The following is a 25073-nucleotide window of genomic DNA, read 5'->3' on the forward strand; positions in this document are numbered from 1 at the left end:
GGGTCATGCCCACAGCTGCCCTTCCAGAGCGTTCTCGGCATCAGCAAGGCTACCGGCGTAGGCGCCGGTGGACAGATACTTCCACCCTGCGTCGGCCACCACCAGGGCAATGTCGGCGCGGTTACCCGACTGGAAGACATCGGCCGCGATTCCGAGTGCGGCGTGCAGCACCGCGCCCGTCGAGATGCCCGCGAAGATGCCCTCGGCTGCCGCCAGCTCACGGGTGCGGCGCACCGCGTCGCGCGCGCCGACCGAATATCGCGCCGTCAGCACTTCAGGGTCATACAGTTCGGGGACAAAGCCCTCGTCGATGTTGCGCAGCGCGTACACCCCCTCGCCGTAGCGGGGCTCGGCCGCCACGATCTGGATGCCGGGAACCCGCTCGCGCAGAAACCGGCCGGTACCCATCAGCGTGCCGGCGGTGCCGAGGCCGGCGACGAAATGGGTGATCTCGGGCAGGTCGGCCAGCAACTCGGGACCGGTGCCGCGGTAATGCGCGTCCGTGTTGGCCGGATTGCCGTACTGGTACAGCATCACCCACGACGAGTTGGCAGCGGCAAGCTCCTTGGCGGTGGCCACCGCTGTGTTGGATCCGCCCTCGGCCGGCGAAAAAATGATTCTCGCGCCATACAGCTCCAGCAGCTGACGCCGTTCCATCGAGGTGTTCTCGGGCATCACGCAAATCAGCTGGTAGCCCTTCAACCGGGCCGCCATCGCCAGCGAGATACCGGTGTTGCCGCTGGTGGGCTCGATGATGATGGCGCCCGGCGACAACCGCCCGTCTTGTTCGGCCTGTTCGATCATTCGCAGCGCTGGCCGGTCTTTGATCGATCCGGTCGGATTGCGGTCTTCGAGCTTGGCCCACAGCCGCACGTGGGTTGTGTCGGCCTCGTCTGCCCATCGCGGTGACAGCTGCCGCAGACCCACCAGCGGGGTGTTGCCCAGGGCCTGTAGCAGCGAGTCGTATCGCGTCATGCGCTCCACTTACCCGCCCGCCACGGCGGGCAGGATGGTGACCGAGTCGCCGTCGGACAGCACTGTGTCCAGACCACCGGAGAACCGCACATCCTCGTCGTTGACGTAGACGTTCACAAAGCGGTGCAGCTTGCCGTTATCGATCAGCCGCTCGGAGATGCCCGAGTAGTTGGCTTCGAGGTCGTTGATGACCGCGCCGAGCGTGTCGCCGTTCGCGGAGACGCGCTTCTGGCCATCGGTGTGGGGTCGTAGGACGGTCGGGATGGACACGGTGACGCTCATACATGCATTCCTTGGACTTTCTGGGGACTTTCTGGGGACTTTCTGGGGACTTTCTGGGGACTTTCCGGGGACTTTCACAAATGTTCAGTACTGCTCGACGACATGGACGGGCTCTTCGGTGACGGCGCCCCCGACGATCCGATAGCTGCGTAGCTCAACACCCTCGGCATCACGGGTGGAAACCAGCACGTAATGTGCTTCCGGTTCGGCGGCCAGGCTGATGTCGGTACGGCTCGGGTAGGCCTCGGTCGCCGTGTGCGAGTGATAGATGACGACCGGCACTTCGTTGGCGCTTTCCATGGATCGCCAGACCTGGAGTTGCTCGCCGGAATCGAAACGGTAGAACGTCGGCGATCGCTCGGCATTGGTCATCGGGATATGCCGCTGGGGGCGGTCGGAACCCTCCGGCCCCGCCAGCACACCACAGGCTTCGTCAGGGTGATCGCGTCGTGCATGGGCAAGCATCGCATCGACCAGGTCGGCACGAATCACCAGCACCTCAGCCGTTCCCTTCCGCACGTGTTCCGAATGCTCCGGGCAACATGCCGCGGTAGCTCGGTATTCCAGCCACCGACGCGGCGGCGATGACACCAGCCAATACCGCTCGGGCCAGGCAATCGCAGGCGGCCGCTCCCACCTCGCTGACCAGCCCCGTCTCCGGCGAGAGAGCGGCGGGTATGCCGGGGTCCGGCGGCACCTCGACCGCACCGGTGGCCAGCGCGAAGACGGTATCGCCATCCAGCGGCGTGTGAGCCGGCCGGATCGAGCGGGCCAGCCCGTCGTGAGCGGCGATCGCGACGCGCCGGCACGCCGCCGGACTCAGCGCCGCATCCGTCGCGACCACCGCAATGGTGGTGTTCATAGGGCTCGACTCCGTCGGCAGCTGCGCCAACGCCACGACCTGCTCTGCGGGCGGTTTGGACAGCTCGAACTCGTCGATCAGCTCCGCCATCCACGGCAGGCCGGTCGCCGGATCGACGACGTTGCCCACCGAGTTCACCACGACGACCGCGCCGACGGTCACGCCGGACGGCAGCGTGGCAGACGCTGTGCCGACGCCGCCCTTGAGGACGCCGGTGCGCGCGCCCACGCCGGCGCCGACGGTGCCGACGGCAACATCGGTCGTAGCGGCTTCGCAGGCCAGGTAACCGAATTCGGCCGTGGGCCGGCACTCCCAGCCGCCAACCGGCAGATCGAAAATCACCGCGGCCGGAACGATGGGCACCACACCCGGGCCCAGCAACACACCACGCTGATGCTCCTCCAGCCAGCGCATGACGCCGTCGGCAGCGGCCAGACCATAGGCACTGCCGCCGGCGAGCAGCACCGCGTCTACGAAGCGCACGCTGTTGACCGGATCCAGCAGATCGGTCTCGCGGGTTCCCGGCGCACCGCCGCGGCAATCGACCGCACCGACCGTTCCGGGTGGCGGCACCACAACGGTGACGCCGCAAGCCCAGCCGGCGCCGAGCGACGCGTCGGGGTCAAGCCGCTGGTAGTGGCCGACACGAATGCCGTCGACGTCGGTGATGGCGTTCATCCGGCTGCCATCGCGATCATCCGGCGGGCTTACCCATCAGCACCAGGACGAGGTACTCCTGCAGAACCGTCAGCCATTGATAGACGTCATAGTGCGCGGCCATGGGATGGTCAGCCGGCAGCCGCTCGGGCCCCTTCGGACCGACGTTGAGCAGCACTCCAAGAGTCAGCCGCAAATCGTTGACGGCAGCAACCCAGGCGTTGGCATCGGACTCGGTCAGCTCGAACCGACCGCCATTTTCCGGGACCGTCTGCAGCAACTGCTGTGCCGCACCGCGTTTGGCGTCGATGATGGCCGGCTCATGCAAACTGCGAAGGGCGGCGTTAAGCGTCTCGGAGGCATCCAGGGTCATCGGGTCGCCCGGATCCAGCTTGTAGAAATCCGGCAGCAGCCGACGCAGCGTCGGGTCACCCGGACGGTCGGAGTGGCCGGTCTTTATGCCGGTAATTTCTTCGAGTTCGTCCTTCGGAGTGGACGATTCGCGTTCATCGAACAGACCGACCATCGCGCCGACCAGATTTTTGAGCAGGGCTGCCTCGTGCGGAGCCAAGGCTGACCGAAAACGGGGGCCGTTGCGGGTTTCGACGCGCTTCCATTTGCGCACGCTGGATCCGGATACCCTCGAAGCTCACCGGTCCTGCTGCATCGTCGCCCACAATCCGGCGGCGTGCAGTTTGGACACGTCGACCTCCATGGCTTCCCGGCTGCCGGCCGAGACCACTGCCTTTCCCTCGTTGTGCACCTGCAGCATCAGCGTGGTGGCATGCGGCTCGCTGTAGCCGAACAACTTTTGGAACACATACGTCACGTAGCTCATCAAGTTGACCGGGTCGTCCCAGACGATGGTCACCCACGGACTGGCCGTTACATCGACCGGCGCGGACTCGCGTTGCCCGGTCGATCCGGGCTTGGCGGGCGCTGATGCAGCAACCATAGCCATAGGATAGCGAGCCACTGCGGTGGATACCGAGCCCCCGACGCCAACCGATACGGTTGCGGGGTGAATGACTGGGTCCCCGCCGGGCTCCTGACCGACAAGTACGAGCTGACCATGCTGGCGGCCGCGCTGCGTGACGGCACAGCCAATCGCCGGACCACGTGGGAGGTGTTCGCCCGCCGGCTTCCCGCCGGCCGCCGCTACGGGGTGGTGGCCGGAACGGGCCGGCTGCTGGAGCTGTTGCCGCAGTTCAGATTCGACGACGACGCGTGCGAGTTGCTGGCCCACTTCCTCGACTCCGAGACCCTGGGTTACCTACGGGATTTTCGTTTCTCCGGCGATATCGACGGCTACCCGGAAGGCGAACTGTACTTCCCCGGTTCCCCGGTGCTTTCGGTACACGGCAGTTTCGCCGAATGCGTGCTGCTGGAAACGCTGGTGCTGTCGATCTTCAATCACGACACGGCGATCGCGTCTGCGGCGGCACGGATGGTCAGCGCCGCCGAGGGCCGCCCACTGGTCGAAATGGGCTCACGGCGGACGCATGAGCGCGCCGCGGTTGCCGCGGCTCGGGCAGCCTATGTCGCGGGCTTCGCGGGCTCGTCCAATCTGGAGGCTCAGCGACGATACGGGATACCTACCCAGGGTACCGCGGCCCACGCCTTCACGATGCTGTACGCGCACCGGGACAGCCCCTCGGCTGTGTCAGAGTTAGCCGCATTCCGCGCCCAGGTCGAGGCGCTGGGTCCGGACACGACGCTGCTCGTCGACACCTATGACGTGACCACCGGCATCGCCAACGCTGTCGCTGCCGCCGGTAACGGGCTCGGCGCGGTCCGCATCGACTCAGGCGAGTTGGGCGTGCTGGCCCGCCAAGCCCGCGAGCAGCTCGACCAACTCGGCGCCAACCAGACCCGCATCATGGTGTCCGGCGATCTCGACGAGTTCGCCATCGCGGCGCTGCGCGCGGAGCCGGTTGATAGTTACGGCGTCGGGACGTCGCTGGTCACCGGCTCGGGTGCGCCGACCGCGAACATGGTGTACAAACTGGTCGAGGTCGACGGCATTCCCGTGCAAAAACGCAGCAGCCACAAGGAATCCCGCGGCGGCCACAAAGAAGCGCTGCGGCTGTCGAAGCCGACGGGCACCATCACCGAGGAAATCGTGCATCCGGCGGGGCGCCCGCCGACCACCACCGAGCCGCACCGAGCTTTGACCACGCCGCTGGTCCGCGGCGGGGACGTGGTAGCTGACAACGACCTGACGGCAGCCCGAAAGCTGGTGGCGTCCGGGCTGCTAAGCCTGCCGTGGGAGGGTCTGAAGTTGTCACCCGGCGAACCGGCCATTCCAACGCAGACGATCGCGCCCTGAGATTCGATTGGACAAGGGAGTAACCACGCCTGAGGTGTCTGTTCCCGAGTTGCTGGCCGTCGCCGTGGCAGCCCTGGGCGGCAGCGAACGCCGCGGCCAGCTGGAGATGGCCAACGCCGTGGCGCAGGCTTTCGCAACCGGCCAGCACCTCGTCGTCCAGGCCGGCACCGGCACCGGTAAGTCCCTGGCGTACCTGATTCCGGCGATTGTCCGTGCGGTCGGCGACGACGAGCCCGTCGTGGTATCTACCGCAACGATCGCCCTGCAGCGGCAACTCGTCGATCGCGACCTACCCCGGCTCGCCGATGCGCTCGCCGCTTCCCTGCCCCGCCGGCCGCAGTTCGCTTTGCTCAAAGGGCGGGGAAACTACCTGTGCCTCAACAAGGTTCACAACGGCAGCGCCGCCACCGACCCGGCCGGCGAGCCGCAGGAGGAACTCTTCAACCCCGTGGCCGTGACCGCGCTGGGCCGCGACGTGCAACGGCTCACCGAATGGGCGGCCACAACCGACACCGGAGACCGCGACGACCTCAAACCCGGTGTGGCCGATCGGTCATGGTCGCAGGTCAGCGTCTCCGCGCGGGAATGCGTCGGCGTGGCCCGGTGCCCGTATGGCTCCGAGTGCTTCTCCGAACGAGCACGCGCCCGGGCGGGTACGGCCGATATCGTCGTCACCAATCATGCGTTGCTGGCCGTGGACGCCGTTGCCGAATCCTCGGTGCTGCCCGAACACCGGCTCCTGGTGGTCGACGAGGCGCACGAGCTGGCCGACCGGGTGACTTCGGTGGCCACCGCGGAGCTGACGTCGGCAACCCTCGGTGTGACCGCGCGGCGGATCGCCCGGTTGGTCGGCCCGGAGGTGCTCGAGCGGTTGGAAGCGGCGTCGGCGACCTTCACCTCGGCGATACATGACGCGTCACCCGGCCGCATCGATTACCTCGACGACGAGTTGGCGACGTACCTGACGGCGCTACGGGACGCGGCCGGCGCGGCCCGCTCAGCGATCGACAGCACCAGCGACGCGAGGGCGGCGTCGGCGCGCGCCGAAGCCGCGGCGGCCCTGGCCGAGATCTCCGATACCGCGTCGCGAATACTGACGTCCTTCACGCCGGCGATCCCCGAGCGCACCGACGTGGTCTGGCTCGACCATGAGGAGAACCGCGGTTCGCCCCGCAGCGTGCTGCGGGTTGCTCCGCTGTCAGTCGCCAACCTGCTGGCCACTGCCGTGTTCGCCCGTTCGACCACGGTGCTGACCTCGGCGACGCTGGCAATCGGCGGGACCTTCGACGCGATGGCGGCGGCCTGGGGCCTGACTTCAGACAGGCCCTCAGACACTCCCTGGCGGGGCCTGGACGTGGGATCGCCGTTCCAGCATGCCAAGTCGGGAATTCTCTACGTGGCGGCCCATCTCCCGCCGCCCGGTCGTGACGGGACCGGGTCGGCGGAGCAGCTGACCGAAATCGCCGAACTCGTCACCGCGGCCGGCGGGCGGACCCTTGGCCTGTTCTCCTCGATGCGCGCGGCGCGCACCGCCGCCGACGCCATGCGCGAACGGCTTTCCACGCCGGTGTTGTGTCAGGGCGACGACAGCACCTCCGCGCTCGTCGAGCAGTTCACCGCCGACGCCGCCACCTCCCTGTTCGGCACCCTGTCGTTATGGCAGGGCGTCGACGTACCCGGACCATCGCTGTCGTTGGTGCTGATCGACCGCATCCCGTTTCCCCGCCCGGACGACCCGCTGCTGAGCGCCCGACAGCGCGCGGTGGCGGCTCGCGGCGGCAACGGTTTCCTGACCGTCGCCGCGAATCATGCGGCGCTGCTGCTGGCGCAGGGCGCGGGCCGACTGTTGCGCCGAGTCAGCGACCGTGGGGTGGTGGCGGTGCTGGATTCGCGGATGGTGACCGCCCGCTACGGAAGCTACCTGCGAGCTTCGTTGCCGCCGTTCTGGCAGACGACCGACGCCGCCCAGGTCCGCGACGCACTGACGCGCCTACGCACCGTCCCGGACGACCGTTCGGCGTGACAAATCACGGACTTACCACCGATGCACCGATGTGGCCTAAACATACCGACGATGTGTGAGCTTGATCGAGAGGCGGTGCCCCATATCGCCCGACTGCCGCAGTCACCTGGTACAAACCACGCGAAACCCACTCCAACTCCACATGACACAGCTCTAAAATCAACCGCGGGCACAGCCGCCTTCTTTCAGTCATCGAGTCTGGCAATGGCAATGGCCCGACGGCCGTTCAGCAAACCAGGTCGGCAGCTGCAGCACTGAATGGAGGGGCGTCATGGCGTCCAAGGGTGTGGCTAAGTCCGGAACTCAACCGAGCCGCACCGCCCTAGGCGTGGAGGACACAAGCACCCAGACCGCCACCCCGCTGGACGCCGGTACGATCCGGATAGGCAGACCACGCCATCGGCGCCGGTCCGTCGCCCCGCTCACCCGGCGCCGCAAGCCCTCGTCAATGGCGGTGTTACTGGTAGCGGCGTTCGGTGCGTTCCTCGCGTTTCTCGACTCCACGATCGTCAACGTCGCCTTTCCGGCTATGCAGCGGTACTTCCACAGCCAAGACATCAGCAGCCTGTCCTGGGTGCTCAATGCCTACAACATTGTTCTAGCCGCATTCCTGGTAACCGGCGGCAGGCTCGCGGACCTGCTCGGCCGCAGGCGGATGTTCATCTACGGCGTGGTGTTGTTCACGGCCGCATCCGTGTTGTGCGCGGCCGCCGCCACCGTCGGGCAATTGGTTACGTTCCGTGTGTTGCAAGGCGTGGGCGCAGCGATATTGATACCGGCATCACTTGCGCTCGTCGTCGAGGGCTTCGAGGCCGCACGCCGCGCACACGGGATCGGCCTGTGGGGTGCGGCGGCGGCACTCGCATCGGGCCTCGGCCCCCCCATCGGCGGTGCCATCGTGGAGATCTCGAGCTGGCGGTGGGTGTTTCTAGTGAACCTTCCGCTCGGCATTGTGGCGGTGGTGGTGGCGCGGCGGGGGCTCGTCGAAAGCCGAGCTCCAGGGCGCCGGCATATACCTGATTTGCGAGGGGCGGCGCTGCTCGCCATCTCGCTCGGGTTCGTCACCCTTGGATTGGTCAAAGGTACGGATTGGGGTTGGCTCAGCACGGCGAGCGTCGGGTCGATGCTGGCCGGGGCGGTCGCGATGGTCGGATTTGTGCTGAGCTCGCGCCGCCACCCCGCCCCGCTGATCGACCCGGCGTTCTTGCGCGTGCGGTCCTTTGTGACCGGCAACGTACTGACCGCCATCGCGAGCGCAGGGTTCTACGGCTACCTGCTCACGCATGTGCTGTACCTGAACTATGTATGGGGCTACACGTTGCTGCGGGCGGGTATGGCGATCGCCCCGGCTGCGCTCGTTGCGGCAGTCGTCGCGGCGGTACTTGGCCGCGTCGCCGACCGGCACGGTTACCGCGTGATTGTCGTCGTCGGCTCACTGATCTGGGCTGCCAGCCTGCTCTGGTACGCCGAGCGCGTCGGGTCCGCGCCGGATTTCCTCGGTGAGTGGCTACCCGGCCAGATGATGCAGGGCATCGGAGTCGGCGCAACATTGCCGGTGCTCGGCAGTGCCGCTCTCGCTGGGCTGGGCACGAGCGCCAGCTACGCCACCGCCTCGGCAGTGGTCAGCAGTGTCCGCCAACTCGGCTCCGTGATCGGCGTCGCGCTGCTCGTGGTGGTGATCGGCACGCCGGCGCGGGGCGCGCTCGAAGCGGCGCTGCGGCGAGGATGGGTACTAGCCGCGATCTGCTTTGTGCTGGTCGCGATGGGAGGGCTGGTTCTGGGCCGCGCCCGCCACTCCGCGACCGACGCGGATGAGCCTGCGCCTGGACCGGAAATCGACCCGCTGACGCTGAGACCGGCGGCCCAGCCGGCATCCGCATCCGACCAGCCGCAGGCGACCGCCGCCCGCGAGCCCGATCTGCTCGCATCGCTGCCGCTGTTTGCCGGGCTGGATGCGGCCGCCTTGGCGGAACTGCGGGACCGTGCCCAACTGGTTGAGCTCGAGGCGGGCGCGTACCTATTTCATGCGGGTGATCCCTCCGACTGCCTGTATGTGGTACGTAACGGCCGGCTACAGGTCGTCAACAAGGACGTCGTAGTCACCGAGCTGGGCCGCGGGGAGGTCGTCGGTGAGCTTGGCTTGCTCATCCAGGCGCCCCGTTCCGCATCAATTAGAGCCGTGCGCGACTCGACGCTGGTGCGACTTACCAAGGCCGACTTCGACAAGATCGCCGACGCGAGCATGCTCGAGGCCTTGGTCCGGGTCTTGGCCACCCGGCTGCATCAGACACCACCACCGGCGGTCCCGCGGCTGCCGACCCCGGAGGCGGTCGTCGCCGTTGTCGGGGTCGATGCTGACGCGCCCGCGTCGATGGTGGCCACTGAGCTGGTCACTGGGCTGTCGAGGAGGCTACGGGCGGTCAACCCCGGCCGTGTCGACCGCGACGGACTGGAAAATGCCGAGCTTGTCGCGGACAAGGTGGTGCTCGCGGCGGCGTTCGACGACGCTGACTGGCGAGACTTCTGCTTGCGGGTCGCCGACCGCATCGTGCTGATCGCGGGCAATCCCACGCCACCGCAACCACTTCCGGCACGCGCCGCGGGCGCCGACCTCGTGTTCGCCGGACCGTGCGCCCAGCGCGCACACCGCCGCGCATGGGAGGAATTGATCACGCCGCGATCGGTGCATTCAGTCCGCCCCGGACACGCGGCCGCTGACCTGCGCCCACTCGCCGCGCGCATCGCGGGCTGCTCGGTCGGGCTGGTCCTTGGTGGTGGGGGCGCACGGGCATTCGCTCACCTTGGTGTGCTGGCGGAGTTGGAGGCCGCCGGGCTGACGGTCGACCGGTTCGCCGGGACCAGTATGGGTTCGATGATCGCGGCACTCGGAGCAACGGGTATGGACGCAGTCGCGATAGACGCCTACGTCTACGAGTACTTCCTTCGCAACAATCTGATTTCCGATTACACCGTGCCGAGCAAGGGACTCATCCGTGGACGGCGCACCATGGCCGCTCTTCAGAGCGGCTTCGGAGAGCTGCTGGTGGAGGAACTGCCGAAGCAATTCCGCTGCGTCAGTGTCGACCTGCTGGCCCGGCGTGCCGTGGTGCATCGGCGCGGCCGGTTGGCCGACGTCATCGGATGTTCTATGCGCCTGCCCGGCTTGTACGCGCCGCAGGTCTACGACGGTACGCTGCACGTCGACGGTGCTGTGCTGGACAACCTGCCCGTGGCCACGTTGGCGGGCCCAGAGGGCCCGGTGATCGCGGTCCAGATCGGCACGGGTAATGGGCCACATTCCGCCGCAGATACTCCCCGGGTGCCGAGTATCGTCGACACGCTTATCCGCACCATGACGATCGGCAGCGGGATGGCGTCGACGGCGGAGCTGGCACGGGCCGACCTCGCGATCCGACCTGACGCGAGCAAGGTCGGATTCCTGGAGTTCCACCAGATCGACCAGGCCCGCGAGGCAGGCCGGATTGCAACCCGCGAACTTCTGCCCCAGATCATGGCGTTGGCGCACGGCCGAGCGCAGCAATGATCCGCTCTGGCCGCAGCGGCGTTCCCGAAATCGAACTCACGCTGCAAACGGTGGCCGAGGCCATCGGGCTCCCTGGCCGCCAACGATATTCACGGCACCCCGGACACGGGATGCTCACGAATATTACGATCGAACGGGAGAATCCGCATGGCTGACGTCGCAGTGGTTACCAACAGCAATACCGGCCTGCCACGCACGCTCATCGAGGATCTCGACATCACGGTGGTGTCGATGTACTACGACCTGGGCACCGGTCGGCTGCGCGAATCAGAGTTCGACGGTGATGCCGACAGGTTCTACACCGAGCTCGAGGCATCGAAGTACGTTGCCACCACGTCGCCGGCAACCGTAGACGATTACATCGCGGTGTTCGAACGGCTGCTGCAGACGCACAACACCGTCGTCTCGGTCCTGCTCACCTCCGCGTATTCCCCGACCTGCGCAAATGCTCGGCAGGCCGCGGCGCAGCTGGAATCTGAGGGCCGCGGCGGTGAGCGCGTGGTGGTGATCGACTCGGCCGGCACCGGCGGGCGTATGGGAGTTCAAGCACTGGCTGCCGCACGTGCCGCAGCCGCGGGGCAAGACCGCTCACGCGTGATCGAGCGGGTACGCCGGGCGCGTCAAGAGGTCCGGGTGTGGGTCCTCGTCGAGACTCTCGAGTATCTAAGGCGCGGCGGCAAGATCGGCCTTGCCGCGGCGTGGCTCGGCTCGTCACTCGACCTCAAGTCGATCATCACGATCGAATCGGAAACCAAGGCTGTCGAGCGTGTCCGCACGCGCAAGCGCGGTACCGAGCGGCTGGTCGAATTGATGCGACAGCGCCGTCCGGCCGGCGCCGATCGATGGTTCGTACAACACACGAATGCGCATGACGACGCGCAGCAGCTGGCAGACCGTCTCGCCGGGCTGTTCGGTACCGAGCCGCTGTTCGTCTCCGAGCACGGACCGGTGGTCGCAATCAACTTCGGTCCTCAATCGTTGTGGGTCGGCGGTCTTCCCGGCACCGCACTGGACGGCGGGCGTGGCTGACGTCACGATCATTCCCGACAACGGCCCCGGTGACCGGGACCCATCTTCGTCGTGGGGTGCTGTTGGCCCCGCAGCCTCGTCGGCACGGCGCGGTGGTAACTGACCGATGAGTACGGTCGCGAGTGTCGAATGCACCAAGTGTGGGGCCGCCAACCGGCCTCAGGCCAAGTTTTGCGGCGCCTGCGGCGCGTCGCTCGTCGTCGAGGTCGCCTGCCCAGGGTGCGGCGCGCCCAACCCGGGCTCGCGCAGTTTCTGTGACGAATGCGGCAGCAAGCTAGGCGTGGGGTCCGTGCCGGCGCAACCCACCAGCGCCCCGGCCCCACCAACACTGTCGGACGGGCGCTACATACTCGGTCGCCTGCTCGGCGAAGGCGCCGGCAAACGGGTGTACCTCGCCACCGACACCCGCCTGCAACGCGAGGTGGCCGCCGCGCTGTTCAAGGCCGACGGCACGGACGAGACCGCCATGCGCCGCGCGCGCCGGGAGGCCGAGGCGATGGCCAAGCTTGGCGAGCACCCAAACGTCGTCAACGTGTATGACTTCGGCGAAGAGGCGGGCCAGCTATACCTGATCAGCCAATACATGGCCGGAGGTGACCTGCAAGACCTGCTCTCAGACGCGGCTGATCACCGGATCGCCATCGAGCAGGTGGTTCGAATCGGGGCGGACATCGCCAGCGGGCTCGCGCACGCGCACAGCCAAGGTGTGGTGCACCGTGACGTCAAGCCCCAGAACGTGTGGCTGGCGCCCGACGGTACCGCTAAGCTCGGCGATTTCGGGCTTGCGGTAGCCGAGGGCAGCTCGCGGCTGACGCGCGAGGGGACGATTATCGGAACAGTCGCCTATATGTCGCCCGAACAGGGCCTCGGTCGCGGCTCCGACGCGCGTTCGGACATCTACTCGCTGGGCGCCCTACTGTACGAATTGCTCTGTGGCATAACGCCGTTCGTGGGCGAGTCGCCCGCCGCCGTCGTCTCCCAGCATGTCTCGACCGCACCAATCGCTCCGAGCGGACATCGCACCGGTGTTCCAGCTGCCCTTGACCAGTTACTGCTGAAGATGCTGGCGAAGCCGCCGGAAGCCCGTCCCCAGGAAGCGGCCGAGGTTCGCGACACACTCGACCTGATCGCCGCGACGGTCGCTGGTGCTGATAGCGCGCCTCGTGACGTGGCCGCGCTCGACCGAATCACCGACAGCACGTTCGTCGGGCGAGAGCGGGAGACCCAGCAACTACGCGCCGCGATCGATGACGCGATCAGCCGCCGCGGACGCTCGGTTCTGGTGAGTGGCGAGTCCGGAATCGGTAAGACGCGCCTTGTCTCGGAGGTCGCAGCCTACGCTGCGCTACGCGGCGCACAGGTTTTGTGGGGCCGCTGCTATGCGGGCGCCGGTGCTCCCGCCTATTGGCCGTGGGTGCAGGTGATCCGCGACTACGCACACGAGCGCGACGCGAAGACAATGGCTTCTGAATTGGGCTCAGGCGCGTTCGAGATCGCCCAGATCGTTTCTGAGGTGCGCGAGCAGCTGCCCGAGATACCCGAATCACCCCCGCTCGACGCCGAGCAGGCGCGGTTCCGGCTGTTCGATTCGATCTCAAGATTCTTGATCAGCGCGTCTGACCGCCAGCCGCTGGCGATATTCCTCGAAGACCTGCATCAAGCCGACCGCCCCTCGCTCATGCTCCTGCAGTTCATCGCGCGCGAGCTAGCCCGCTCACGTGTGTTCCTGCTGGGCACCTACCGTGACGACGAGCTCGCCGACGACCACTACTTGAACGTTGTGCTCACCGCGCTGAGCAAGGAGCGGGGCTACGCGCACATCAGGTTGCGGGGACTTTCCGATCACAACGTCAAAGCCATGCTGGAAGCGGTGCTGCAGCAACCGCTGACGCGGCGACGCGAGCTCAAGCTCGCAGAAACCGTTTGCCGAGAATCGGAGGGCAACCCTTACTTCGCCGAGGAGATCGCTCGCCACCTGATCGACTCCCAAGTGCTCGTCTGGCGCAAAGATCGGTGGGTTGTCGACTTCCGTGAAGGCCAGGAACTCGGCATCCCCCGGGGTGTCCGAGAGGTCGTATCCCATCGTTTTGAGGCGCTGCCGGACGAGACGCTCAAGCTGCTGTCGACCGCCGCCGTGATTGGCCGTGAGTTCGATCTGCAGATCCTGACGCGGATCAGTGGGCTTGAGGCAAACGCCGTGCTGGCACAGCTGCAGCCGGCGCTCGACGAAACGATCGTACGGCCGTGCGTCGGCGAGCCCGGCGGGTATGTCTTCGCCCACGGCGCGACTCGCGACGCACTGTATGACGACCTTCCCGCGCTGCACCGCTGCCAACTGCACATCGCCGTCGGCGAAGCCCTCGAGCAGGTCTATGAAGAGCGGATCGAGTCGCATCTGTCACAGATCGCATACCACTTCGCCAAGGCAGCTCCGCGGGGAGACATCGCGAAGGCGGCCGACTACGCGTGGTGGGCGGCCGAACGGGCGGTGACGACGTATGCCTACGAAGACGCGGTTAGCCTCTTCGATACGTCGCTGCGGCTGTTCGACTCGCTTTCGGAAGTGGAGCCGCGGCGCCGGTGCGATCTGCTGTTGGCGCTCGGGGATGCCAGCTGGCGGGCCGGCGAGGCCGAGCGTGCCCGCGCGACGTTCGGCGAGGCGGCGGAGACGGCACGTGATCTGGCGCTGAATGACCACTACGCTCGTGCCGCACTGGGATACGGGGGTAGTGCAACCCGCATCTCGATCACCGATCAGGCTGATGAACGGTTGGCGGCGATGTTGACTGAGGCACTCGACATGCTGCCGGTGCGGGACACCGCGCTGCGAGTGAGAGTCCTCGCTCGGCTGGCCCTCGAGCTTCGCTGCAAGCAGGCTATGGACGAAGCCGGGCGGTTGAGCGCGCAAGCCGTCGAGATGGCAGAGCGGGTCGGCGACCCGAAGATCATGCTGCGGGCCATGCACAGCCGCCAGTGGTCGACGATGGGCCCTGACACCCTCGACGAGGCAGTCGCGTCCGGCAAGGAGATGGTGCGGCTCGCCCGGATCGTTGGTGACCGCGATATGGAATTCGAGGGTCACCACCTGCGGCTGATCGCGCATGCGCAGCTCGGCGACTTTCACACAGTCGATGAGGAGATCGCGGTCTGCGACCGGATGGCGAGTGAACTGCACCAGCCGCAATACCTATGGCAGGCGGCCGTGTTCCGCACCATGCGAGCGCTGATGCAGGGTCGCTGTGAGGAGGCCGGGCGTCTCGCGCTGGAGGCCCTGTCGATTGGCCAGCGTGCCCGGCCCGAGGCGGCGAGAGCTGTGTTTGGCGCGCAGTCGTTTCTGACCAAATTGGCGGATGGCACCCTGGGGCAGCTGACCGGCCTCGGCCGTGAGGCCGCCGCTCGCTACGGCCAGGCGTGGCCGTCGGCGTTCGTGTGGCTGCTCACCGAGACCGGCCAGCTCAATGAGGCCCGTGCCAGGTTCGCGGATCTAACGGCCGACAGCTTCCGGGCGCTTCAACAGACCAGCGACTGGTTGACGTCGGTCTGCGCGCTGTCGATTGCGTCGATCGCGATCGGCGACCGCGAGGCTGCAAGTGGACTCTACGAGCTGCTGACGCCCTATGCGGACCTGTGCACGCTATTCCTTGGCGGAGCCGGCTGCCTGGGCTCCAACCACGCGTTCCTCGGTTTCGCAGCTGCCGCAGCCGGCCACGATCGGGACGCGGTGCGCCACTTCGACCTCGCCCTCGCGCGTAACGCCGAAGTCGGCTCCACCTATGTGACCCCGCGGGTCTGCTACGAGTACGCTCGCACGCTGCTCAAACAATCCGACGGCCGGGGTCGCGAGAAGGCGATGGGCCTGATTGACCAGGGGCTTTCGTACGCGCGGCGGTTCGGCATGCGCGTCGAAGTGGAGCGGCTGACGCAGCTGCGCCAGGAGCAGCGGGAACAGAAGTCAACGCTCGGGTGGACGGCGCTCGACGACGTTGCGCAATCCGTCGAACAGAACCGTCCCGACCTTCGCGCAGTGGCAGCGCCCGACGGAACCGTCACGATCATGTTCTCGGACATCGAAAACTCCACAGTGCTCACCGAGCAGCTTGGCGACAGGCAGTGGCTAAAGGTTTTGCACCGCCACAACGCGGTTATCCGTCGTCATCTGAGCGAGCACCGTGGCTTCGAGGTCAAATCGCAGGGCGACGGATTCATGGTCGCATTTGCCAGCGCCAGCAGCGCGATCCGCTGTGCGATCGCGATCCAGCGCGACTTCGCGGCCCTTCGCGATCGTCTTGGCAGCCAGGTGCCATGCGTTCGGATCGGACTGCACGCCGGTGAGGTGATCCGCGAACAGGAGGACTTCTTCGGGCACAATGTCATCCTCGCAGCGCGGATCGCGGCGAAAGCGAACGGCAACGAGATCCTTGTGTCGGCGGTAATGCGCGAGCTGGTCGCCGGAAGTCAGGAGTTTCAGTTCGGCGAAGCTCGTGAGGAGCAACTCAAAGGGCTGCAGGATCACCACCGCATCCACGAGGTGTACTGGCGATAGCTGCTCGCACACTTTTGCACCACCCCACCCGTGTGAATTGGGAGCTCCTGACACTTGGCAGCGGTGCCACTGATCTCGATCATGGACAGTTCCGGCACCTAAGCTAAGAGCCGGCACCCCGGAGGAGCCAACCTGTGGATTTCGAGACTGGTCAGCCAACCCTGCCGCTGGCGTATCGCGAAGGCGGCGACCCCAATCCCGGACCAAAAACGCACTTCGTGACCACCCAGCCAGAGCAACCGGCCGCAGCGGCCGGCGACTTGCAGCGCATCGGCTCGGCGATGAACGCCCATAACGCTATCGCGACGGCCCTGACCACAGGAGTCATCCCGGCCGCTGCCGACGAGGTCTCAGAGCTGATCGCGGCCCAATTCGCCGCACAGGCTGCCATTTACCAGGAGGTCAGCATCCATGCCGCGGCGATACACGAACTGTTGGTGACCACATTGGCCACCAACGCCCGTACCTATGCAGCCACCGAAGCCGCCAACACCTCAGCGATCGGCTGACCAAGACGTCCACGATGGACTAGTGGGCGCTTTAGTCGGCGATCTCCGCACGCGGGTGCACCACGGCCGGCTACTACCGGTTGGTGATCTCGCGGCTGACCGGCGGGCCGTGGCAAGGCGCTACCCTGCGGCGTGCGCGCGAACCAGCGACCCGGGCGGCACATTACAGCAGCTGCACATAAGCGGTTGACACTACGCCAGGGTGACCAGCCCGAGCTCGTCGCCGGCGGCCAGCATCGGATGGCGAGGCAGCACTCGCACGGTGTACCCGACGGCCCCCGCCAGCGGCAGCGGCGTTGTCGTCGAGAAGATGTGGCTCACACCGTCGGTACCGGTATGCGACATTTCGACGGTGGTCGGGTCCAGCAGCACATCGCCGGCGTCGACTCTGCCCAGCACCGCTTGCACGGTAACCTCGTCGGGCTGCAGGCCGGCCAGTTGCACGATTGCGGTCAAAGTCAGCTTCGAACCGAGCAGCGGAGTATCGGGCAGCCCGGCGCTGTCCACGTCGGTGATCTCGATCTGCGGCCACGCTGCTGCGGCCCGCCGCCGGTAGGCGGCCAGCTCGCGGGCGCCGGCGAACTCGGTGCCGTCGCCCGCAACACCGATGGTCTTGCGCCACGATTGCGCCGCCGGAGCGTAGTAGTGCTCGACGTAGTCGCGCACCATGCGAGAAGCCAGCACTTTCGGTCCCAGGGTCTGCAGGGTGTGCCGCACCATCTCCATCCATCGCGGCGGCACGCCGCGTTCGTCACGCTCGTAAAACTTCGGCGCCACCGCCTGTTCCAACAGGTTGTAGAGCCCATTGGACTCCAGGTCATCGCGTCGTTCCGGATCTGCCACGCCGTCGGCAGACGGTATCTCCCAGCCGTTTTCGCCGTCGTACCATTCGTCCCACCAGCCGTCTCGGATGGACAGATTCAGCCCGCCGTTGAGCGCACTCTTCATCCCTGACGTTCCGCACGCTTCCAACGGCCGCAACGGGTTGTTCAGCCACACGTCGCAGCCCCAGTACAGCAACCGGGCCATCGACATGTCGTAGTTGGGCAAGAACGCGATGCGGTGGCGCACCTGCGGCCGGTCGGCGAACCGCACCACCTGCTGGATCAGCGCCTTTCCCCCGTCGTCCGCCGGATGCGACTTGCCTGCCACGATCAGCTGTATCGGCCGTTCGGGGTCCAGCAGCAGCTTCTCGAGTCGATCCGGATCACGCAGCATCAGAGTCAGCCGCTTATACGTCGGAACCCGGCGGGCAAACCCGATGGTCAACACGTTCGGATCGAAGGCCGTTGCGATCCAGCCCAATTCGGCTTCGGAGGCACCGCGTTCCAACCACGATTGCCGCAGCCGCGCCCGCACGTCCTCCACCAGCAACGAGCGCAGCTGTGACCGGATCCACCACAGGTGGCCGGCATCCACCTGCTGTAGCCGCAGCCAGACAGCGGGCTCGGCGAACGAGTCCGAACCGGCCAGTTCGCGGCCCAGTTGCAGCCATTGCGGCGCGGCCCAGCTGCGGGCGTGCACCCCGTTGGTGATCGCCCCGATCGGTACTTCGTCGGGGTCGAATCCGGGCCACAGCTCGTTGAACATGGCCTGGCTGACGCTGCCATGCAGCAGCGAGACACCGTTGGCCCGTTGCGCCAGCCGCAGACCCATGTGGGCCATGTTGAACTTGGTGGGATCGTCCTCGGCGCCCAGCGCGAGGATGCGATCGGTCGGCACGCCCGGCAGCAGCGTCGGCTCGTCATCGCCGAAGTAACGCTGCACCATGTCCACCGGGAACCGGTCGATACCGGCGGGCACCGGAGTGTGCGTGGTGAACACCGTGCTGGACCGCACCACCGTCAGCGCGGTATCGAAATCCAATCCCGAGTGAGTGATGAGTTCCCGGATGCGTTCGGCTCCCAGGAATCCAGCGTGGCCCTCGTTCATGTGGAATACCTCGGGGGCCGGCAATCCCTGAATGGCGGTGAACGCGCGAATCGCCCTTATCCCGCCGATACCGGCCAAGATCTCCTGCTTGATCCGGTGTTCTTGATCACCCCCGTAGAGGCGGTCAGTCACGCTGCGCAGCTCGTGCTCGTTTTCCGGAATGTCGGAATCGAGCAGCAGCAGCGGCACCCGGCCCACCTGTGCAACCCAGACCCGCGCCCGCAGCTGCTCGGAATCCGGCAGCGCCAGCTCGACCAGCACCGGAACACCGTTGGTGTCGGTGAGCAGGCGCAACGGCAGCCCGTACGGGTCCAGCGAGGGATAGGTCTCCTGCTGCCAGCCGTCGGCGGTCAGCGACTGCCGAAAATATCCGGAGCGGTAGTACAGACCGACCGCGATCAGCGGCAACCCCAGATCGGACGCGGCCTTGAGATGGTCGCCGGCCAGAATCCCAAGGCCGCCGGAGTAATTGGGCAGCACCTCGGCGATGCCGAACTCCATCGAGAAGTACGCGATGCTGGTGGGCAGGCTCGGCCCGGATGCGCCGGGGACACCCGCCTGCTCGTGCTGCTGATACCACAGTGGGCGGCTCAGGTAGTCGGCCAGATCGGCCGCCTGCTCGTCGAGCCGGCGCAGGAATTCTTCGTCGAGCGCCAACTCGTCCAGGCGTGCCGGTTTGACCGCACCCAGCACCGCCACCGGGTCGTGGCCGCAGCTTGCCCACAGTGCCGGGTCGATGCTTGCGAACAGGTCCTGGGTGGCCTTTTCCCACGACCACCGCAGGTTGGTCGACAGCTGGTCGAGCGCGGCAAGACGGTCAGGCAGATGAGCACGGACGGTAAACCGGCGGAGGGCTTTCACGCGTCTTTACCTTACTGAGGATTCCGGTCCGAGCGGACTACTCGGCTACAGGTTGGGCCCCGCCGGTGTGGCCGGACATTAGGGTGGGTATGGGGCGCTAAGACGAGCAGACAACGACACACGAAGGACACCCCGGGCGACACCGCTGTTGCTCGTCCCCGGGGTAACGAGCCCAGGAACGGAGTGATTGGTGCCCGGTCGTGTCGAGATCGATAACGTCCAGCCCGTCGTCTCATGTGGCGCCTACCCCGCCAAAGCGGTGGTAGGCGAGGTGGTGCCGGTCAGCGCCTCGGTATGGCGCGAGGGCCACGAAGCAGTGGCCGCGACCCTGGTCGTGCGCTACCTCGGCTCGCGTTATCCCCTGGTCAGCGACGTACGTAGGGTCTCCGCGGTGCGGGCGCTGGAATCCGAGGCGACGGCCAGGCCGGCCGACCAGCAGCGCGTCAAACCACTGTTGTTCCCGATGACGATGGGCCAGGAGCCCTACGTCTTCCACGGCCAGTTCACCCCCGACAGCGCCGGCCTGTGGACCTTCCGGGTCGACGGTTGGGGTGACCCGGTACACACTTGGCGTCATGGCCTGGTCGCCAAACTCGACGCCGGCCAAGGCGAAAAAGAATTGTCCAACGATTTGCTGATCGGCGCCGCGCTACTCGAGCGCGCCGCCACGGGGGTGCCGCGCGCGCAACGCTGGCCGCTGATGGAGGCCGCCGCGGCATTGCGGAATCCCGGTGACCCGGTGACCCGCTCCGCGCTGGCCCTGTCCCCCGAAATCGAGGATCTGCTCAAGGCTTATCCGCTGCGGGATCTGGTTACCCGCGGCGAACAGTTCGGGATCTGGGTCGACCGCCCGGTGGCCCGCTTCGGGGCGTGGTACGAGATGTTCCCGCGCTCCACCGGAGGCCGCGACGACGACGGCAAACCGCTACACGGTACCTTCGCCACCGCCGCGGCCGAACTGCCGCGCATCGCGCGGATGGGGTTCGACGTGGTGTACCTGCCGCCGATCCATCCGATCGGCAAGGTGCACCGCAAGGGCCGCAACAACAACCCCACCGCCGCGCCCGGTGACGTGGGATCTCCGTGGGCGATCGGCAGCGACGAGGGTGGCCACGACGCCATCCACCCGAGCCTGGGCACCATCGACGATTTCGACGACTTCGTTGCGGCGGCGCGCGACCTGGGGATGGAGGTGGCGCTAGACCTGGCGCTGCAATGCGCACCCGATCATCCGTGGGCCCGCGAACACCGGCGGTGGTTCACCGAATTACCGGACGGCACCATCGCCTACGCGGAGAATCCGCCGAAGAAATATCAGGACATCTATCCAGTCAACTTCGACAACGACCCAGCGGGACTCTACGACGAAGTGCTGCGCGTGGTGCGACATTGGATCGACCACGGCGTCAAGTTCTTTCGGGTCGACAACCCGCACACCAAGCCGCCCGACTTCTGGTTTTGGCTGATCGGTCAGGTCAAGACCATCCACCCCGACGTGTTGTTCTTGTCCGAGGCATTCACTCCGCCGGCCCGCCAGTACGGGCTGGCCAAACTGGGCTTCACGCAGTCCTACAGTTACTTCACCTGGCGCACGTCCAAGGGGGAGCTCACCGAATTCGGTAACGAGATAGCCGAATTCGCCGACTTCCGCCGGCCCAACCTCTTCGTCAACACCCCGGACATCCTGCACGCCGTCCTGCAACACAATGGCCCCGGCATGTTCGCCATCCGCGCGGCGCTGGCGGCCACCATGGGTCCGGCCTGGGGCATGTACTCCGGTTACGAGCTTTTCGAGCACCGGGCGGTGCGGGAAGGCAGCGAGGAATACCTGGACTCGGAAAAATACGAGCTGCGTCCCCGTGACTTCGCGGGTGCGCTCGCCGAAGGCAGGTCATTGGAGCCGTTCATTACCCAGCTCAACGCAATTCGGCGACTGCATCCCGCACTGCAGCAGCTACGCACCATTCATTTCCATCACGTCGACAACGAGGCGTTGCTGGCCTACAGCAAGTTCGACCCGGCATCCGGCGACTGCGTCCTGGTGGTGGTCACGCTCAACGCCCTCGGACCCGAGGAAGCAACCCTGTGGCTGGACATGGCGGCGCTGGGTATGGAGCCCTACGAGCGGTTTTGGGTCCGCGACGAGATAACCGGCCAGGAATTCAATTGGGGGCAAGCAAATTATGTCCGCATCGACCCGGCGCAAGCAGTCGCTCACGTCATCAACATGCCACTTATGCCGGAGGAATCCCGAGTCGCACTGCTGTGTAGGAGGTGAGCGACTTGAGCAGATCCAAGAGCCGAACCGATCAACTGTCCGGGACACATTTGGCGCCTGACCCCGCCGAGCTGGCGCGCCTGGTGGCCGGCTCCCATCACAACCCGCACAGCATCCTGGGCGCCCACGAATACGGCGACCACACGGTTATCCGGGCATTTCGTCCACACGCGGTCAGCGTCGTCGCGCTCGTCGGTGACGACCAGTTGCCGATGCAGCACATCGACGCCGGGCTGTTCGCGGTGGCCCTGCCCTTCGTCAACTTGATCGATTACCGGTTGCAGGTCAGCTACGAGGGTGCTGACCCCTATACGGTCGCCGACGCTTACCGCTTTCTGCCCACCCTGGGTGAAGTCGACCTCCATCTGTTCGCCGAAGGCCGCCACGAGCGACTCTGGGAAGTCCTTGGCGCTCATCCCCGCTCGTTCACCACGGCCGACGGTGTCGTTGGGGGCGTGTCGTTTGCGGTGTGGGCGCCCAACGCCAAGGGCGTCAGCCTGATCGGTGATTTCAACGGCTGGACCGGAAACGACGCCCCCATGCGGGTGCTGGGCTCCTCGGGAGTGTGGGAGTTGTTCTGGCCCGGTTTCCCGGACGACGGCCTCTACAAGTTCCGGGTGCACGGCGCCGACGGCGTCGTGACCGATCGGGCCGACCCGTTCGCGTTCGGCGCCGAAGTGCCGCCGCAGACGGCATCGCGGGTGACGGTGAGCGACTACACCTGGGCCGACGCCGACTGGATGACCCGGCGCGCCCAGCGCAATCCGGTGTTCGAGCCGATGAGCACCTACGAAGTCCACCTGGGCTCCTGGCGTCCCGGACTGAGCTACCGCCAGCTTGCCCGGGAGCTGACCGATTACGTGGTGGCACACGGGTTTACCCATGTGGAACTACTGCCCGTGGCCGAGCACCCCTTCGCCGGATCATGGGGATACCAGGTCACGTCGTATTACGCGCCGACATCGCGCTTCGGCACCCCCGACGATTTCCGGGTGTTGGTCGACGCCCTCCACCAAGCGGGCATCGGCGTCATCGTGGACTGGGTGCCGGCCCACTTCCCCAAGGACGCATGGGCGCTCGGACGGTTCGACGGCACTCCGCTCTACGAGCATTCCGATCCCAAACGTGGCGAGCAACTAGACTGGGGCACTTACGTTTTCGACTTCGGTCGGCCAGAGGTACGAAACTTCCTGGTGGCCAACGCGTTATTTTGGCTCCAGGAATTCCACGTCGACGGCCTGCGGGTGGACGCGGTGGCATCGATGCTCTACCTGGATTACTCGCGCCCCGAGGGCGGCTGGACCCCCAACATCTACGGCGGGCGGGAGAACTTGGAGGCGGTGCAGTTCCTGCAGGAGATGAACGCCACCGCGCACCGGTTGGCACCCGGCATCGTCACCATCGCCGAGGAGTCGACGTCGTGGCCAGGGGTAACGAGGCCGACGAGCCTTGGCGGCCTTGGCTTTTCGATGAAATGGAATATGGGCTGGATGCACGACACTCTCGACTACATCAGTCGAGACCCGGTCTATCGCAGCTTTCATCACCATGAGATGACGTTCTCGATGCTGTATGCGTTCAGTGAGAATTACGTGCTGCCCCTCAGCCACGACGAGGTGGTGCACGGCAAAGGGACGCTGTGGGGACGGATGCCGGGTAGCAATCACGTGAAGGCCGCCGGGCTGCGCAGCCTGCTCGCCTACCAGTGGGCACACCCGGGCAAACAACTGCTGTTCATGGGCCAGGAATTCGGCCAGCGTGCCGAGTGGTCCGAGCAACACGGTCTGGACTGGTTCCAACTCGACGAACAAGGCTTCTCGAACGGCATTTTGCGTCTGGTGCGCGACATCAACGAGATCTACCGCAGCCACCCGGCGCTGTGGAGCCAAGACACCGTTCCGGCAGGCTATTCGTGGATCGACGCCAACGATTCGGCCAACAACGTGTTGAGCTTCCTGCGCTACGGCAACGACGGCTCGGTGATGGCGTGCGTGTTCAATTTCGCCGGCACCGAGCACGGCGGCTACCGCCTGGGTCTGCCTTCGGCCGGCCGGTGGCGCGAAGTCCTCAACACCGACGCGACCTCCTACAACGGGTCCGGGATCGGTAACCTCGGCGGCGTCGACGCCACCGAGGACCCGTGGCACGGCCGCCCCGCATCAGCGGTGCTGGTGCTGCCGCCGACGTCGGCGTTGTGGCTGGAGCCGGCTTAGCGGGAGCAGTTTCAGTACAGGGCGTTGGCGAGATTGCGCCGGCCCGCGATGACCTCGGGATCGGCGGGGTCGAAGAGTTCGAAGAGCTCGATCAGCCTAGTGCGCACCCGGGTGCGCTCATCCCCCGATGTACGGCGCACCAATGCGACCAGACGTTCGAATGCCCCGCTGACATCCTGATTAAGGATTTGAACATCGGCGGCCGCGAACGCAGCCTCGATGTCATCCGGTGCGGCGTCGGCGACCAGGACGGCATCCGGCCGCTGCGCGGTTGCGCGAGTGAGGAAGTCGATCTGCCGGATCGCCGCCTTCGCTTCGACATTGCCCGGCTCGGTATCCAGAATCGATTGGTACGACTTCTTTGCGGCGTCGAAGTCACCGGCCTCGAGTTCCGCACGGGCCTGCGCCACCGCCGGATCGACTTCCGCGAACTCTCCCGAATCCGTTGGGCCCCTGAGCTTTCCCGCAGTCGCCGACAGCAACGAGTCCAGCCAGCGTCGTAGCTCACCGGCAGGCTGGGGGCCCTGGAAGCTCGAGATCGGCTGCGCCGCAGCCAAAGCCACCACGGTCGGGACCGCCTGGACGCCGAATATCTGAGCCACTCTGGGTGCAACGTCGACGTTGACCGTCGCCAGCTGCCAGGTGCCCTGGTCGGTGGCGGCCAGGCCGGACAACGTGTCGAGCAGGTCGACGCACACGTCGCTGCGCGGCGACCACAGCAACACCACCACGGGCACCTCGTCGGAGCGGGCGATCACCTCGTCTTCGAAGTTCGTCTCACTGATCTCGACCACACCCGGCTGAGCAGACGGTGCCCGCCCGGCAGCACCGCCTGTTGCGGCGCTTTGTTGAGCTCGTTGCTTGAGACCGGAAAGGTCGACCGCACCGGCCATGGCAGGCCCGATCGAAGGTCGGGGACGTGTCACGTCATCAAGTCTGTCACGCCGGGCCCGCCCGCCATCCACCCGGTGGCGCCGACCGTCGCATGCTGACGGAAATCGCCGCCGGAAACCCGCGGCAACAGCCGTGAGGGGCG

At 66.4% G+C, this 25073-nt stretch carries 16 protein-coding genes; 8 read left to right on the forward strand and 8 right to left on the reverse strand.

Features of this window, described 5'->3' with window-relative positions:
- Positions 1-3: 3 nt before the first annotated feature.
- The 6 genes from AWC07_RS18030 to clpS all read right to left on the reverse strand — a co-directional run bounded on the left by AWC07_RS18030 (position 4) and on the right by clpS (position 3731).
- Positions 4-975 (reverse strand): PLP-dependent cysteine synthase family protein, encoded by a 972-nt coding sequence (locus AWC07_RS18030; protein WP_085105180.1) that lies wholly within the window; start codon positions 973-975, stop codon positions 4-6.
- Between the two features lie 9 nt (positions 976-984).
- Positions 985-1257 carry a MoaD/ThiS family protein gene (locus tag AWC07_RS18035; RefSeq protein WP_036419927.1) on the reverse strand — a complete coding sequence of 91 codons (273 nt, stop codon included), beginning with the start codon at positions 1255-1257 and terminating at the stop codon, positions 985-987.
- Between the two features lie 84 nt (positions 1258-1341).
- Complete coding sequence (locus AWC07_RS18040; protein ID WP_279628892.1) at positions 1342-1776, reverse strand: M67 family metallopeptidase; 435 nt, start codon at positions 1774-1776, stop codon at positions 1342-1344.
- Positions 1757-2797 (reverse strand): P1 family peptidase, encoded by a 1041-nt coding sequence (locus AWC07_RS18045; RefSeq protein ID WP_036416810.1) that lies wholly within the window; start codon positions 2795-2797, stop codon positions 1757-1759. The genes AWC07_RS18040 and AWC07_RS18045 overlap by 20 nt, the downstream gene beginning before the upstream one ends.
- Before the next feature lie 16 nt (positions 2798-2813).
- Positions 2814-3401 (reverse strand): oxidative stress transcriptional regulator AosR, encoded by a 588-nt coding sequence (gene aosR, locus AWC07_RS18050; RefSeq protein ID WP_036416808.1) that lies wholly within the window; start codon positions 3399-3401, stop codon positions 2814-2816.
- Positions 3402-3425: 24 nt separating this feature from the next.
- Entirely contained in the window at positions 3426-3731 is a 306-nt protein-coding gene (gene clpS, locus AWC07_RS18055; protein ID WP_036400296.1) for an ATP-dependent Clp protease adapter ClpS, read from the reverse strand.
- A gap of 66 nt (positions 3732-3797) precedes the next feature.
- Here clpS and AWC07_RS18060 point away from each other — a divergent pair, with 66 nt between their 5' ends.
- The 6 genes from AWC07_RS18060 (at position 3798) to AWC07_RS18085 (ending at position 16753) form a co-directional block, all read left to right on the forward strand.
- Positions 3798-5105 (forward strand): nicotinate phosphoribosyltransferase, encoded by a 1308-nt coding sequence (locus AWC07_RS18060; protein ID WP_036416806.1) that lies wholly within the window; start codon positions 3798-3800, stop codon positions 5103-5105.
- 34 nt (positions 5106-5139) lie between these two features.
- Positions 5140-7128, forward strand: a complete 1989-nt coding sequence (locus AWC07_RS18065) for an ATP-dependent DNA helicase (protein WP_139829765.1) — start codon at positions 5140-5142, stop codon at positions 7126-7128.
- A gap of 271 nt (positions 7129-7399) precedes the next feature.
- Positions 7400-10672 (forward strand): MFS transporter, encoded by a 3273-nt coding sequence (locus AWC07_RS18070; RefSeq protein WP_085105177.1) that lies wholly within the window; start codon positions 7400-7402, stop codon positions 10670-10672.
- A gap of 147 nt (positions 10673-10819) precedes the next feature.
- The gene (locus tag AWC07_RS18075; protein WP_036409873.1) at positions 10820-11701 is read left to right on the forward strand and encodes a DegV family protein; all 882 of its coding nucleotides are present in this window, start codon (positions 10820-10822) and stop codon (positions 11699-11701) included.
- A gap of 106 nt (positions 11702-11807) precedes the next feature.
- Positions 11808-16244, forward strand: a complete 4437-nt coding sequence (locus tag AWC07_RS18080; RefSeq protein WP_036409874.1) for a protein kinase domain-containing protein — start codon at positions 11808-11810, stop codon at positions 16242-16244.
- Between the two features lie 167 nt (positions 16245-16411).
- The gene (locus tag AWC07_RS18085) at positions 16412-16753 is read left to right on the forward strand and encodes a PE family protein (protein WP_051507796.1); all 342 of its coding nucleotides are present in this window, start codon (positions 16412-16414) and stop codon (positions 16751-16753) included.
- Between the two features lie 192 nt (positions 16754-16945).
- On the opposite strand, the gene glgP is transcribed toward AWC07_RS18085, so the two are convergent.
- On the reverse strand, positions 16946-19546 hold the full coding sequence (gene glgP / locus AWC07_RS18090; RefSeq protein ID WP_036409875.1) for an alpha-glucan family phosphorylase: 2601 nt from the start codon (positions 19544-19546) through the stop codon (positions 16946-16948).
- A 190-nt stretch (positions 19547-19736) separates the two neighbouring features.
- Here glgP and AWC07_RS18095 point away from each other — a divergent pair, with 190 nt between their 5' ends.
- Positions 19737-21824 carry an alpha-1,4-glucan--maltose-1-phosphate maltosyltransferase gene (locus AWC07_RS18095; protein ID WP_036409877.1) on the forward strand — a complete coding sequence of 696 codons (2088 nt, stop codon included), beginning with the start codon at positions 19737-19739 and terminating at the stop codon, positions 21822-21824.
- A 5-nt stretch (positions 21825-21829) separates the two neighbouring features.
- Entirely contained in the window at positions 21830-24037 is a 2208-nt protein-coding gene (gene glgB / locus AWC07_RS18100; protein ID WP_036409881.1) for a 1,4-alpha-glucan branching protein GlgB, read from the forward strand.
- An 11-nt stretch (positions 24038-24048) separates the two neighbouring features.
- Here glgB and AWC07_RS18105 read toward each other — a convergent pair whose 3' ends face one another.
- Positions 24049-24963 carry a thioredoxin family protein gene (locus AWC07_RS18105; RefSeq protein WP_085105178.1) on the reverse strand — a complete coding sequence of 305 codons (915 nt, stop codon included), beginning with the start codon at positions 24961-24963 and terminating at the stop codon, positions 24049-24051.
- Positions 24964-25073 lie beyond the last annotated feature (110 nt).

The sequence above is a fragment of the Mycobacterium gastri genome (assembly GCF_002102175.1).
GTDB classification, from domain to species: domain Bacteria; phylum Actinomycetota; class Actinomycetes; order Mycobacteriales; family Mycobacteriaceae; genus Mycobacterium; species Mycobacterium gastri.